The 13,058-nt window shown below is 67.1% G+C and carries 10 protein-coding genes and 1 pseudogene; 6 read left to right on the top strand and 5 right to left on the bottom strand.

Going from position 1 to position 13,058, the window contains the following annotated elements:
* Nucleotides 1–93: 93 nt before the first annotated feature.
* Complete coding sequence (locus ASE28_RS07865; protein ID WP_082607984.1) at nucleotides 94–969, bottom strand: type IV pili methyl-accepting chemotaxis transducer N-terminal domain-containing protein; 876 nt, start codon at nucleotides 967–969, stop codon at nucleotides 94–96.
* Nucleotides 970–1,033: 64 nt separating this feature from the next.
* Nucleotides 1,034–2,245, bottom strand: a pseudogene (locus ASE28_RS07860) (NAD(P)/FAD-dependent oxidoreductase); the annotation flags it as partial.
* 366 nt (nucleotides 2,246–2,611) lie between these two features.
* Between ASE28_RS07860 and ASE28_RS07855 the strand changes: the two are divergent.
* Nucleotides 2,612–4,369, top strand: coding sequence for a bifunctional protein-serine/threonine kinase/phosphatase (locus ASE28_RS07855; protein ID WP_057265999.1), 1,758 nt, complete (start codon nucleotides 2,612–2,614; stop codon nucleotides 4,367–4,369).
* A gap of 165 nt (nucleotides 4,370–4,534) precedes the next feature.
* On the opposite strand, the gene ASE28_RS07850 is transcribed toward ASE28_RS07855, so the two are convergent.
* A complete protein-coding gene (locus ASE28_RS07850) occupies nucleotides 4,535–5,749 on the bottom strand; it encodes a nitrate/nitrite transporter (protein ID WP_057265997.1) in 1,215 nt (404 codons plus the stop codon).
* A 537-nt stretch (nucleotides 5,750–6,286) separates the two neighbouring features.
* On the opposite strand from ASE28_RS07850, the gene ASE28_RS07845 reads away from it, so the two are divergent.
* Nucleotides 6,287–7,933 carry a methyl-accepting chemotaxis protein gene (locus ASE28_RS07845; protein ID WP_057265995.1) on the top strand — a complete coding sequence of 549 codons (1,647 nt, stop codon included), beginning with the start codon at nucleotides 6,287–6,289 and terminating at the stop codon, nucleotides 7,931–7,933.
* Nucleotides 7,934–8,088: 155 nt separating this feature from the next.
* Here the strand turns inward: ASE28_RS07845 and ASE28_RS07840 are convergent, their stop codons facing one another.
* The gene (locus ASE28_RS07840; protein ID WP_057265993.1) at nucleotides 8,089–9,114 is read right to left on the bottom strand and encodes a LacI family DNA-binding transcriptional regulator; all 1,026 of its coding nucleotides are present in this window, start codon (nucleotides 9,112–9,114) and stop codon (nucleotides 8,089–8,091) included.
* 167 nt (nucleotides 9,115–9,281) lie between these two features.
* On the opposite strand from ASE28_RS07840, the gene ASE28_RS07835 reads away from it, so the two are divergent.
* The 4 genes from ASE28_RS07835 to ASE28_RS07820 are packed head-to-tail and all read left to right on the top strand — an operon-like array spanning nucleotide 9,282 to nucleotide 12,716.
* Nucleotides 9,282–9,818 carry a gluconokinase gene (locus ASE28_RS07835; protein WP_369818130.1) on the top strand — a complete coding sequence of 179 codons (537 nt, stop codon included), beginning with the start codon at nucleotides 9,282–9,284 and terminating at the stop codon, nucleotides 9,816–9,818.
* On the top strand, nucleotides 9,815–10,345 hold the full coding sequence (locus tag ASE28_RS07830; protein WP_057199673.1) for a TRAP transporter small permease: 531 nt from the start codon (nucleotides 9,815–9,817) through the stop codon (nucleotides 10,343–10,345). The genes ASE28_RS07835 and ASE28_RS07830 overlap by 4 nt, the downstream gene beginning before the upstream one ends.
* Nucleotides 10,346–10,350: 5 nt before the next feature.
* Complete coding sequence (locus tag ASE28_RS07825) at nucleotides 10,351–11,646, top strand: TRAP transporter large permease (RefSeq protein ID WP_057199754.1); 1,296 nt, start codon at nucleotides 10,351–10,353, stop codon at nucleotides 11,644–11,646.
* A 56-nt stretch (nucleotides 11,647–11,702) separates the two neighbouring features.
* The gene (locus ASE28_RS07820) at nucleotides 11,703–12,716 is read left to right on the top strand and encodes a TRAP transporter substrate-binding protein (RefSeq protein ID WP_057265992.1); all 1,014 of its coding nucleotides are present in this window, start codon (nucleotides 11,703–11,705) and stop codon (nucleotides 12,714–12,716) included.
* Between the two features lie 101 nt (nucleotides 12,717–12,817).
* Here ASE28_RS07820 and ASE28_RS07815 read toward each other — a convergent pair.
* Nucleotides 12,818–13,058: hypothetical protein (locus tag ASE28_RS07815; RefSeq protein ID WP_057265989.1), on the bottom strand; the 241-nt coding region annotated here is incomplete at its 5' end.

The raw sequence follows: 13,058 nt of genomic DNA, 5'->3' as shown, positions 1-13,058 counted from the left end.
TTTGGCGAAGCAAAGAACAAGTGCCTCGGCCGCCGGGCCGAGACCCGGCCTCCGCCCTCAGCACAAAAACAGAAGCAACCAGAAGCCACGAACTCACCCAGCCAAAGCAGCATAAAGACCAGTCACCCGATCCATGCTCGACAACAAATTCTCACTCGCCACAAACACCTCCGACACCTGCCGCGCCGTACTCCCCGCCACCCCGCCCGCCTGCATCCGCTGCAAGGCTGCATCGAAGAACACCCACTGCCCATCCGCCAGCAGCAGCTCCTGCCGAATCCGGTCACTGGCCTCAGGCGCCTTGCGCAGCACCTCGGTCGCCGCGATGAACTCCGTGCGCGCCTTGGCAATCTCTGCCGCAGCCACAGCCGCATCCACCGGCAACTGCGCAGCCAGGTAGAACTTGGCCATGCGCTGGCTCAGCATGCGCTGGCGGCCGGCCACGTTGACCAGGTGGCCCACCGGCTTGCCCGAGGCCGACTCGTACTGCACCGTGCCCTGGTGCGCCAGGGCCAGCACCCTGGCATCGGCCTGCAGCATCGCGGTGGCGCCGGCCAGTGCGGGCGTGCCGGTCAGCAGCGTGGCCTTGTGAGAAACCCAGGCCGCATCGAGCTGGCCGTAGGTGTTGCGGATGGTGGGGTTGGGGGCGTAGGACTTGAGCTCGGCGAGCTGGCGCTCGAACAGTGCAACGGACTGCTCCAGCACCTGGCGCGCCGCAGGCTCCTGCACCTTGTGGGCCAGGGCCAGCCAGGCCTTGCCCATGCGCTGACTGAGCATGCGCTGGCGACCGGCCTTGTTGATGGCGTCGTTGAGGTTGGCGACCTGGGCATGCGCAGGCCGAGAGGCGAGTGCCAGGCCCAGACCCAGGGCACCGGCCATGGTGGCGGCGCCTGCGGCAGCTCCTGCCTTCAAGAGTGCCCTGCGCTGCAGGGCATGCTGTGCTGTGATAGTGGTTGTGGAGTGGGTCATGGGTTCAATCACCTTCGTTGGCCTGTTCGTTGTGAAGGGGAGATGCTCAGTCCGTGCCCGCTGGTCCGAACATCAACTGGTCGCGGATCTCGTCCACCGTGCGGCCTTCGCGCAGCAGGTCGAAGTACCAGCTGCCGTCCACCGTGTCGCCATACAGGCAGGCGCCCACGAGCTTGTCGTCCTTGATCACCAGCTTCTTGTACGAGCCGGTCACGGGGTCGCTCATGACGATCTCCTCGGTGCCTTCGCCGCCCTGGAAATCCCCGGCGCTGAACAGGTCGATGCCGGTCACCTTGAGCTTGGTGGAGGTGAGCGAGCCCTGGTAGCGGTCGATGCCCAGCTCCGCCAGGTGGTTGGCCAGCACCTTGCCCTGCTCGAACAGCGGCGCCACCAGGCCGTAGGCGATGCCCCGGTGGGCGGCGCACTCGCCCACGGCGTAGATGCGTGCGTCGGTGATGGTCTGCAGCGTGTCGCTGACCACGATGCCCCGGTTCACATGCAGGCGCATCTTCTCGGCCAGCGCCGTGTTGGGGCGTATGCCCACGGCCATCACCACCAGGTCGGCGGGTACCTGGCTGCCGTCCTTGAACTTCACGGCGGTCACGCGGCCCTCGGGGCCGCCCACCAGTTCCGCGGTCTGGGCGTTGAGCAAAAACTGCATGCCGCGCTCCTGCAGCGATTGCTGCAGCATGCGGCCCGCCACGCCGTCGAGCTGGCGCTCCATGAGCGTGTTGCCCACATGCACAACGCTCACCTGCATGCCGCGCTTGACGAGGCCGTTGGCCACCTCCAGCCCCAGCAGGCCGCCGCCGATGACCACGGCATGCCGGTAGGCGGCGGCGGCAGCGATCATGGCCTCGGTGTCGGCGATGTCGCGGTAGGCGAGCACGCCGGGGAGGTCGTTGCCCGGGATGGGCAGGATGAAGGGGTTGGAACCGGTGGCCAGGATCAGGCGGTCGTAATCGGCGCTGATGGCCTCGCCCGCCGCATTGGTGGCGTGCACCACGCGGCGCACGCGGTCCACCTCGGTCACGGTGAAGCCGGTGTGCAGCGTGATCTGGTTCTCTTCGTACCAGGACCAGTCGTTGAGGATGATTTCGTCGATCGTCTGCTCGCCCGCGAGCACGGGCGACAGCAGGATGCGGTTGTAGTTGGGGTGCGGCTCGGCGCCGAACACCGTGATGTCGTAGAGGTCCGGGGCGATCTTGAGCAGCTCTTCCAGGGTGCGCACACCGGCCATGCCATTGCCCACCATCACCAGCCTGGATTTTTTCATCGCAGCCCCCACGCCCATCGGAAACACAAAACAAAAAAGGCGCCCACACGATGCTGCTTCGATGTCTCGAAACCGCATGTGGGGACGCCTTCGTCCTTGCCAGCCCGGGTGCGCCATTGCACCGTGGACCCGCGTGGCCCTTGCGGGCCGTGCCTTCGAACAAGCAATGCGTGTGCCAACCTGCCGCCCCGATCCGGGGCACCCCGTCTTTTCTGGTGGTCCGTGAGCGCAACCCCAGGGTGGCGCCACGCGCACCATGTTGCATTGCACCATGATGGGGATGAAAATCGCGCATGGCCTTGCTGGGGTGCGTTGGCGGGCGCACTTTGCACCAGCTTGGGCATGAAAGATGCTTGCCTGTGGTGCATGAGTTTTGAACTGGATTTCGGCTGTGTCTCGCAGGCCGGGCGCAAGGACGGCAACGAGGACTTTGCGGCCCTGGTCGAGGGCCGCGGGCGCGACCTGCCCCGTGGCGCCATTGCCGCCCTGGCCGATGGCGTGAGTGCGGGTGGCAATGGGCGCGAGGCGGCCCAGACCACGGTGCGCACGCTGCTGTCCGACTACTTCGCCACCCCCGAGACCTGGGACACCACGGTGGCCCTGGACCGCATCCTCAGCGCCCACAACGGCTGGCTGGCCGCCATGAACCGGCGGCGCCAGCCCGCCGTGGGGCTGACCACGCTCACGGCCCTCGTGCTGCGCGGGCAGTCATTCACCGTGGCGCACGTGGGCGATACGCGCGCCTACCTGCTGCGCGACGGGCGTCTGCAGCAGCTCACGGACGACCATGTGATCGCGCAGCGCGACCTGGCCCACCAGCTCACGCGCGCCATGGGGCTCGACGACCATGTGGTGGTGGACTACAGCCAGAGCGAACTGCAGACCGGCGACCTGTTCCTGCTGGTGTCCGACGGTGTGCACGGTAGCCTGCCCGAGCGCGAGCTGCGCGGCCTGATGCGCCAGGGCCTGGCGCCGCAGGCGCTGTGCGAGGAACTGGTGCGCACGGCCCTGCGCCGGGGCAGCAGCGACAACGTGACCGCCATGGCCGTGCAGGTGCGCGGCGTGCTCGAGGCCACCTTGCAGGACGAATCGCGGCGCGCGCAGGAGCTGCCGGTGCTGCCCCTGCTCAAGGTGGGCGACGCGGTCGATGGCCTGGTGGTCACCGCGCTGGTGGCCGACAGCGGCATCCACCGCATCTACCAGGTGCGCGATCCCGCCACCCAGCGCCTGTATGCGCTCAAGACCCTGAACCCCCAGCGTGCGCACGATGGCGAGGAGCGCGCCACGCTGGCGCACGAGGCCTGGGTGGCGCGGCGCATGCAGTCGGGCAGCGCTGCGCCCCACCTGGCCTGTCTGAACGACTGGCCTGCCGCCGCATCAGGCGCCAGCAGCAGCTTCTTTTACCTGTTGTACGACTGGCACCGGGGCGAGACCCTGGGGCAGCAACTGCGCCGGCGCCAGCCCTTTGGCGTGGCGCGCACCGTGGGCGTGCTCACCCAGGCCGTGCGCGTGCTGGGCCTGTTGCACCGCCAGGGCGTGGTGCACCGGGACATCAAGCCCGACAACCTGCACCTGGGGGATGACGGCGTGCTGCGCGTGCTCGACCTGGGGGTGGCGCTGAGTGGCCGCGAGCCCGAGGCCACGCGCCTGCTGCATGCGGGTACCCCGAGCTACATGAACCCCGAGCAGTGGCCGGGCTATGACCGCAGTGCCGATGCCGAGACGGGGCAGATGCCCGACGCCGGCAGCGACCTGTTCGCGCTGGGCGTGACCCTGTACCAGCTGCTCAGCCACGGGCGCCTGCCCTATGGCGACGTGGTGCCCTACCAGATCGGGCGCTACCACCGCGACCCCGTGGCCCCGAGCCGCCACAACCCCGAAGTGCCTATCTGGCTGGACCAGATTGCCCTCAAGGCCGTGGCGCGCAACCGCGCACAGCGCTTCGAGACGGCCGAGGAGCTGCTGCTGGCGCTGGAGCGCGGTGCCTCGCGGCCCCCGCATGCGCATGCACCGCTGGCGCCGCTGATGCAGCGCGACGCCACGGCGATCTGGAAGATCGCGCTGGTGGTGAGTGTGCTGGTAAACCTGCTGCTGGTGTACTGGGTGTTGTTTTTGCCGAGGTAGAGAAGGCCGGCGGTGCACTTTGGGCGGTGCGCGCCCATCCACCCTTTTAGCTGCAGCGAGGGCAACGCTGCGCGTTGGCTGGCTTGCGCCAGCTCAGGCGCTGCGCGCCACCCTCTCTTTCGCTGAAAGTGAGGAGCGCGCTATGCGCTCACCGGCTTGCGCCGGTCATGCGCTGCGCGCACGTCCTCCCTTCTCCGCCCATGTCCGGGTCCAGCGGATCTGCATCACGCGCAGCAGCACCAGCATGGCGGCGGCGCACACGGCGATGGAGACGAAGCCCCACAGGTAGGTGCCGCTGTACTGGCGCGACAGGCCCATGGCGTTGGGGATCAGGCCGCCACCCAGGGCGCCGATCTCGCCGATCATGGAGCCGGCCACGGCCGTGGACAGGGGCCAGCGCAGCGGCACCAACTGGAACAGTGCGCCGTTGCCCGCGCCCAGTGCAGCAAAGCACACCAGGAACAGCAGCATCGTGACCGGCAGCGAGTTCTCGGCCAGCCCGCACAGCACCAGGCTCACCGTGGTGATGGCGAGCACGCCCGTGAGGGTGTTCACCCCGCCCCACAGGTCCGACAGCCAGCCGCCCAGCACGCGCAGCGCCGCACCCAGAAAGGCGGCCATCATGGTCAACTGGCCGGCCTGCACCTTGCTCACGCCGAACTGGTCGTAGAAGTAGGTGGGCATGAAGGCGATGAGGCCGATGAAGCCACCGAACGTCACGGCGTAGATCAGGCTGAAGGCCCAGCCGTCCTTCTCGAACAGGCAGGCGATGTGTTCGCGGAACGAGGCGTGGGGCGCCCGGTCCGGTGGCTCCTTGGCGTAGACGGCCATCACGAGGGCGGGGATGGCCACGCCCACGGCGGCAAAGCCGTAGACCGACTGCCAGCCGAACTTCTGCGCCAGCACGGGGGCCAGCAGTGCGGACACGGCCGTGCCCACGTTGCCCGCGCCCACGATGCCCATGGCCAGGCCCTTGTAGCGGGGCGGGAACGAGCCCGAACCCAGCGACAGCGCCACGCCGAAGCTCGCCCCCGCCACGCCCAGCAGCACGCCCATGGCCAGCAGGTCGTTGTAGTCGTTGACGAACAGGTAGCCGTAGCCCATGGCGATGAAGATGCCGGCCATCTCCACCAGCGTGGCGTTCTTGCGCCCGATGTACTGCGCCAGGATGCCCAGCGGAAAGCGCATCAGCGCGCCGGCGAAGATCGGGATGGACAGCATGATCCCCATCTGCGTGGGGGTGAGTTTCAGGCTCTCGGTGATGAAGGGTGCCATCGCACCGTTGATGACCCACACCGCGCACGAAAAGGCGAAGTAGAGAAACGCAGACCACAGCGTGGGGGAGTGGCCGGATTTGAAGAAGTCCCGAAATTGAAGCATGGATGTCTCGCGTGGAAAGGGCGTCTGCCTGCATGGCGGTAGGACCTGCCTGCAGCGCTGCTCTGTGCCGTGGCTTGCAACGGAAAGGAAAACAGAAAAACAAAAAGGCGTCCGCACGGAGCACGCTGGCCAGTGGCCAACGACTCTCCATGGGGACGCCTGCGTCCTGTGCCTGCCGGATGCGCCTTTGCACCGGGCAACACAAACGGCCAACTTTGGCCGTGCTGCATTCCAAGCAAGGCGTGTGCCAATGTTGGTGCGCTCGGTGGTACGGGCCGAAACTGCCGGCAAAGTGCCGTGCTCAGTCAGTCGACTGCTATTGATTTTGATTGTTTGCCTGGCACCAGTGACCCGGCGTGGTGCGCAGTGGAGGCGGTGCGTGTCGGCGTGCACCATGCCCCGCACCAGGCTGGGGATGCCTGCCTTGCGCAAATGTTGTTTGCGCGATGGGGGCATTGCTTCTAGGATGTTTTTACCGCTGCAGGGTCGGATGGCCACAGACAGCGGGGACGAGATGGCATCCGTGGAGGGAATCCAATGCGCGTGAATCTGCCGGTCAGTACCCAAGAGTACGTTTTTCCCAAAGGCGAAACCCTGGTCTCCACGACCGATCTCAAGGGCCGCATCCTCTACTGCAATCCGATGTTCATCGAGGTCAGCGGTTATGAGAAGGAAGAACTCCTGGGCCAGCCCCACAACATGATCCGCCACCCGGAGATGCCCGAGGAGGCCTTCCGCGACATGTGGGAGACCATCGGCAACGGCCAGCCGTGGTCGGCAGCGGTGAAGAACCGGCGCAAGGACGGTAGCTTCTACTGGGTTATGGCCAACGTCACGCCGCTGATGCAGGGCGAGCACCCTACCGGCTACATGTCGGTGCGTACCGAGGCCACGCGCGATCAGATCCAGGCCGCCGACCGGCTCTACGCCACCATGCGTGCCGAGAAGGAGCGCGGCAGCCTGGTGCATGTGCTGCGCAACGGGCGCCTGGTCAAAAACACCGCCTGGGGCACCCTGGCGGCACGGCTTCAGTTCGGCCCCATGGGCAAGATGTGCCTGTGCCTGTTCGTCCTGGTGCTGGCGGCCTGGGGGGCTGCCGAGGTAGGCGGGCACAGTTTCTCGTTCGGTTCGGGCCTGGCGTGGGTGGGCGTGTTGGCGCTGGCGCTCGCCATGGCCTGGTACCTGCACCAGGCCACGGTGGCGCCGCTTTCGCAGATGCTGGGCTGGGCCAACCGCATGGCAGCGGGTGACCTCACGCAGAAGATCGAGGTCACGCGCGACGACACCGTGGGCAGCCTGCAGAAGGCGCTGTCGCAGCTCAACGTGAACCTGTTGTCCATCGTGCGCGACGCTCGCCAGGAGAGCGAGCGCATGCAGGTCTCCACGCGCGAGATCGCGCAGGGCAACCAGGACCTGTCGTCCCGCACCGAGACGCAGGCCAGCAACCTGCAACAGACGGCGGCGTCGATGGAGGAGATCACCGGTACCGTCAAGCACACGGCCGAATCGGCGCGCCAGGCCACGGTGCTGGCCACGCAGGCGACCTCGGTAGCCGAGCGCAGCAACGAAGCGGTCGATGGCGTGGCAGAGACCATGAAGCAGATCCAGACCGCCTCGGGCCGCATCGGCGAGATCACCCAGCTCATCGACAGCATCGCCTTCCAGACCAACATCCTGGCGCTCAATGCCGCCGTGGAGGCCGCGCGTGCGGGCGACCAGGGGCGGGGCTTCGCGGTCGTGGCGTCCGAGGTGCGCAGCCTCTCGCACCGCACGCTGTCGGCCGCCAAGGAGATCCGCCAGCTCATCGACGACTCGGCCACCAAGGTGCAAGAGGGCCACCACAAGACCGACACCGCGCAAAAGACCATGGGCGAATCGCTGGAGCTGGTGCGCCGCGTGAACACGCTGATCGGCGAGATCCACAATGCCTCGAACGAGCAGCTCACCGGCATCTCCCAGGTCAACGCGGCCGTGGCCCAACTCGACACCATCACGCAGCAGAACGCCGCGCTGGTGGAGGAGAACGCCGCCTCGGCCATGGAGCTGCAGGGCCAGGCCCAATCCGTGACCGAGACGGTGGCGGTGTTCCGCCTTGATGCGTTGGCGCCCGCACAGGCCCACGACGCGGTGGCCTTGCGCAAGGCCATGAAGTCGTCGTCACAGCGCGCACTGATCTCCGCGTAGTCAGCCAGTTTCGTCCCCGCCTCCAAAACTGGCACGGCCAAAAGCCAGTGCCCCCGCGCAAGGGCCGCCCCGCCGCGCTGGGGGCGTCCCCCTCCCGAACCGCGCAGCGGTTCGAGAGAGGGGTGAAGGCGCGCAGCGCCTCAGGGGGTGTTTCTCTACGTGCTTTCGCGCACCGTCAATTCGAACCCCAGGTTCACCGAGTTGTGCTCGGGCGCCTCGCCGCGCATCAGTGCCAGCAGCATGTGCGCGCTGGCCTCGCCGATCGATGAGCGCGGCGTGCGCACCGTGGTCAGCGTGGGCAGCATCTGGTCGCTGCCCGCCAGGTCGTTGAACCCCGCCACCGCCACCTGGCCCGGCACGGCAATGCCCAGGCGCTGCGCGGCCAGCAGGCCACCTTGGGCCAAGTCGTCGTTGCAAAAGAAGATGGCGTCGACATCGGGCCGGGTGCGCAGCGCCTGCTCGAACAGCTCGGCCCCCAGGCGGATGGACGAGGGCTGGGCGCTGAGCAGTTCCAGGCGCGGGTCGTGCAGGCCGGCTTCTTTCAGGCAGCGGCGGTAGCCTTCGGCGCGCTGCATGGTGCGTGGGTCCAGTTGCGCCGCCACGAAGGCCACGCGGCGGCGGCCACGCTCAAGCAGGTGGGCCGTGATGCGGTGGCCCGCGTCCTGCTGCGAAAAGCCCACGCAGTACACGCCGGGCGCCGAGGTCATCTCCATCAGGTGCACGCAGGGCACGCCGCTGGCGGCAATCATCTGCCGTGCAGACTCGGTGCGATCAAAGCCTGTGACCAGCAGGCCCGCCGGGCGGTGCGCGAGGTAGGTGCGCAGCAACTGCTCTTCTTCATCGGGGTCGTAGTGCGTCACGCCGATCAGGGCCTGGTAGCCGTGCGGAAACAGGGTGCGGTGCACGGCGTCGAGCACGTCCACGAACAGCGCGTTGGACAGCAGCGGCACCAGCACCGGCACCTGCACGCTGCGCTGCGAGGCCAGTGCGCGCGCAGCCGGGTCGGGCACATAGCCCAACTGCTCCACGGCGGCCTTCACGCGCTGCACCAGTTCGTCGGCCACCCCGCGCTCGCCGCGCAGCGCGCGCGAGGCGGTGATGGGGCTCACGCCGGCGGTCTCTGCCACATGGCTGAGCGTGACGCGGCCACTGGAGCGGCGCCTGGGTTCGGGTCTGGACAAGGGTTTTCCCTCGGGTGATTGCGGCCTGATGGATTTAGGATAGCGCTGTCCAAGGGCAAGAGCAAGGCCAGCATGCGCAGTAGTGTGGCATTTTCCCCTGTGGCACCTGATTTTCACCTCATCCCGCCGGGATGTTTTTTTGAAGTTTGTTGGATAGCGCTACCAATATGAGTTCTTTGCCGTCATCGGTGTCATCACCGGTCTTTCTGGTGGTCATGGGCGTGGCCGGTTGCGGCAAGTCCAGCCTGGGCGCCGCTGTTGCCACGGAGCAGGGCCTGCCCCTGATCGAAGGGGATGACCACCACAGTGCCGCCAGCCGCGAGAAGATGCGCCAGGGCATCGCCCTGACCGACGCCGACCGCGAGGGCTGGCTGGCCGCGCTGGGCCAGTTGCTCCAGGATCACCCGCAGGGCGCCGTGCTCACCTGCTCGGCCCTCAAGAAGGCCTACCGCGACCGCCTGCGCGCCGCCTGCCCCGGCGTGCGCTTCGCCTTCCTCGAGATCGACCGGGTTCCTGCCGGCGAGCGCGTGGCGGCCCGGGTGAACACCCACTTCTTTTCCACCACGCTGGTGGACAGCCAGTTCGCCACGCTCGAATCGCCCGTGGGCGAGCCCGGCGTGCTGCGCCTGGATGCGCTCCTGCCCATCTCCGCATTGCAAGCCCAGGTGTCCGCCTGGCTTGCCCACCAGGAAGCCACCCCATGAGTGCCGACACCTCCCTCAACCCTCCTGAGCCAGGCCACAGGGTCCCCAGCCGCTTTGAAAAAGTGGCCCAGGTGCTGATGGCCAGCTGCCTGGGCGTGATGGCCGTGGCCGTCTTCGTCAACGTGGTGCTGCGCTATGGCTTTGGCAGCGGCATCGCCGCCAGCGAGGAGCTGTCGCGCCTGCTGTTTGTCTGGATGGTGTTCATCGGCGCCGCTGCGGCCTATCCCGCGGGTGAGCACATGGCCTTCACCAGCCTGGCCGGGCTGCTGGCGCGGCGGCCGCTGGCCTTCGGCCTGCTCACCGCGCTCATCCGCCTGCTGGTGATCGCCGCCTGCGTGATGCTGGCCTGGGGTGCCTGGCAGCAGGTGGTGGTGGGCCTGGGCAGCCATTCGGTGGTGCTGGGCTATTCGGCGGCGCTGCTGCCGCTGCCCGCCCTTTTGTGCTCGGCGGCCATCGCGGTGATGGCATTCATCGAATTGATTCAACGCGTGCCACTGGACCTCGGTCACGGCGCGGAAGTGGAGTGACGGCCATGGGTCCCGAAGCACAGGCATTCATTGTTTTTTCGCTGGGCATGCTGGTGTTCATGGGCACGGGCATGAACATGGGCCTGGCCCTGGTGCTCACCGGTGCCGGCATGGCCTGGGTGCTCGATTTCTTCGACACGCAGTTGCTGGCCCAGAACCTGGTGGCCGGGGTGGACAGCTTTCCGCTGCTGGCCGTGCCCTTCTTCATCCTGGCCGGCGAGCTCATGAACTCCGGCGGCATCAGCCGGCGCATCATCGACATGGCGCAGGCCTGGGTCGGCCATATCCGCGGTGGCCTGGGCTACGTGGCCATCGGCGCGGCCGTGCTCATGGCCAGCATGAGCGGCTCGGCCCTGGCCGACACGGCGGCGCTGGCCACCATCTTGCTGCCCATGATGCGCCAGCAGGGCTACCCGATGAACACCTCGGCCGGGCTGATCGCCTCGGGCGGCATCATCGCGCCCATCATTCCGCCCTCCATGCCCTTCGTGATCTACGGCGTGACGACCAACACCTCGATCTCGGCACTGTTCGTCTCGGGCATCGTTCCGGGGTTGATGATGGGGGCGGGCCTGATCTTCGCTTGGCGCTGGGTGCTGCGCGGCATCGACCTGCCGCCAAGCCGCGCGCCGCTGCCCCTGCGCGAGCGCCTGCGCGCCACGGTCAAGGCGTTCTGGGCCATGCTCATGCCGCTGATCATCATCGGTGGCATGAAGTCGGGGGTGTTCACGCCCACCGAAGCTGCCGTGGTCGCTGCCTTCTATGCCCTGGCCGTGGCCCTGTTCGTGCACCGCGAGATGCGCGTGCCCGAGATCTACGGCGTGCTGGTGCGCGCCGCCAAGACCACGGCCATCGTGATGTTCCTGTGCGCCGGCGCCCAGGTGGCCAGCTACATGATCACCCTGGCCGACCTGCCCACGGTGCTGACCGGCTGGCTCGGCCCGCTGGTGGAGAATCCGCGCCTCTTGATGGCCGTGATGATGATCGTGCTGGTGCTCATCGGCACGGCGCTGGACCTCACGCCCACCATCCTGATCTTTGCTCCGGTGATGCTTCCCATCGCCGTCAAGGCGGGGATCGACCCGGTGTACTTCGGCCTGATGTTCGTGCTCAACGGCGCCATCGGCCTGATCACCCCGCCCGTGGGCACGGTGCTCAACGTGGTGGCCGGCGTGGGCCGCATCTCGATGCACAGCGTCATCAAGGGCGTCAACCCCTTCCTGCTCACCTACGTGCTGATCCTGTCGCTGCTGGTGGTGTTCCCTCAACTGGTGACGGCCCCCGTGCACTGGATGCGCTGATGGCGCCGCGCCCCTCTTTTTCCCTGCCTTTCTTTCCCTTGCCAATGGAGACAACCATGAAGACTTTCCGCCGTACCCTGCTGGCCGCCCTGTCGGTCGCCGCTGTCGCCGCCTCGTTCCAGGTAGCTGCACAGGATTTCAAGCCGCGCATCATCCGTTTCGGCTACGGCCTGAACGAAGTGTCCAACCAGGGCCGCGCCACCAAGCTGTTCGCGCAAGAGGTCGAAAAAGCCTCGGGCGGCAAGATGAAGGTGCGCGCCATCGGCGCCGCCGCCCTGGGCTCGGACGTGCAGATGCAGCAGGCGCTGGTCGGCGGCGCTCAGGAGATGATGGTTGGCTCCACCGCCACGCTGGTGGGCATCACCAAGGAAATGGCGATCTGGGACACGCCCTTCCTGTTCAACAACGCCAAGGAGGCCGACGTTGTGCTCGACGGCCCCGTGGGCCAGAAGGTCATGGACAAGCTGCAGGAAAAAGGCCTGGTGGGCCTGGTGTACTGGGAGAACGGCTTTCGCAACCTGACCAACAGCAAGCGCCCCGTGACCAAGCTCGAGGACATGAACGGCATCAAGCTGCGCGTGATGCAGAACAACGTGTTCCTCGACAGCTTCAAGACCCTGGGCGCCAATGCCGTGCCGCTGCCGTTCTCGGAGCTGTTCACGGCCCTGGAGACCAACACCGTGGACGGCCAGGAGAACCCCTACAACACCATCCTGTCGAGCAAGTTCTACGAGGTGCAGAAGTACCTCACGGTCACCAACCACGTCTACAGCCCCTGGATCGTGCTGGTCAGCAAGAAATACTGGGATGGTCTCTCGAAGGCCGAGCAGAAGGTGCTGCTCGATGCTGCCAAGAAGAGCCGCGAGTTCGAGCGCCAGGACACCCGCGACGAGGCCAACAAGGCGCTGGCCGACTTGAAGGGCAAGGGCATGCAGGTCAACGAACTGTCGTCTGCCGAAGCCAGCCGCATGCGCGAAAAGCTCGGCGCCGTGAACGCCAGCATTGCGGCCAACGTGGGTGAAGACCTGTGGAAGGAAGTGCAGGGCGCGGTGGCTGCAGCGCGCAAATAAGCCGTATTCGCCCAGATGGCAAAAGGCCGGAGCCCCTTGCGGGGCCCCGGCCTTTTTTGCAGGAGGCTGCCGTGCGGTCGGCAGACCCGCTGCCTGGCAGATTACATCGAGCCGAGTTCGCCCGAAGAGATCTTGCCCATGCGCACGGCGTCGGCAGCCTGGGCCTGCACGGCAGCGCGGTCGGCGGTCGATTGGTAAGACACCACGCGCGAGCCAGCGGGTTCGGTGCTGCGGGTCTTGGCCACAGTGGCGGCGTCGGCCATCACTTCGACACGGGTGCGGCTGGTCTCGAACTTCGTGGCGAACTGCGAAGCGTCGGCTTCGTCAGCCTGGGCACCGAAA

Source organism: Acidovorax sp. Root219, assembly GCF_001428665.1.
GTDB lineage: Bacteria > Pseudomonadota > Gammaproteobacteria > Burkholderiales > Burkholderiaceae_C > Acidovorax.
The sequence above is the reverse complement of the archived record's forward strand: the minus strand, read 5'-3'. Positions and strand labels throughout refer to the sequence as shown.

Excerpts from the sequence above, each read along its gene's own strand:
- ASE28_RS07855 (WP_057265999.1), top strand. The coding sequence starts at position 2,612 with ATGAGTTTTGAACTGGATTTCGGCTGTGTCTCGCAGGCCGGGCGCAAG.
- ASE28_RS07865 (WP_082607984.1), bottom strand. The coding sequence starts at position 969 with ATGACCCACTCCACAACCACTATCACAGCACAGCATGCCCTGCAGCGC.
- ASE28_RS07845 (WP_057265995.1), top strand. The coding sequence starts at position 6,287 with ATGCGCGTGAATCTGCCGGTCAGTACCCAAGAGTACGTTTTTCCCAAA.
- ASE28_RS07830 (WP_057199673.1), top strand. The coding sequence starts at position 9,815 with ATGAGTGCCGACACCTCCCTCAACCCTCCTGAGCCAGGCCACAGGGTC.
- ASE28_RS07850 (WP_057265997.1), bottom strand. The coding sequence starts at position 5,749 with ATGCTTCAATTTCGGGACTTCTTCAAATCCGGCCACTCCCCCACGCTG.
- ASE28_RS07835 (WP_369818130.1), top strand. The coding sequence starts at position 9,282 with ATGAGTTCTTTGCCGTCATCGGTGTCATCACCGGTCTTTCTGGTGGTC.
- ASE28_RS07820 (WP_057265992.1), top strand. The coding sequence starts at position 11,703 with ATGAAGACTTTCCGCCGTACCCTGCTGGCCGCCCTGTCGGTCGCCGCT.
- ASE28_RS07825 (WP_057199754.1), top strand. The coding sequence starts at position 10,351 with ATGGGTCCCGAAGCACAGGCATTCATTGTTTTTTCGCTGGGCATGCTG.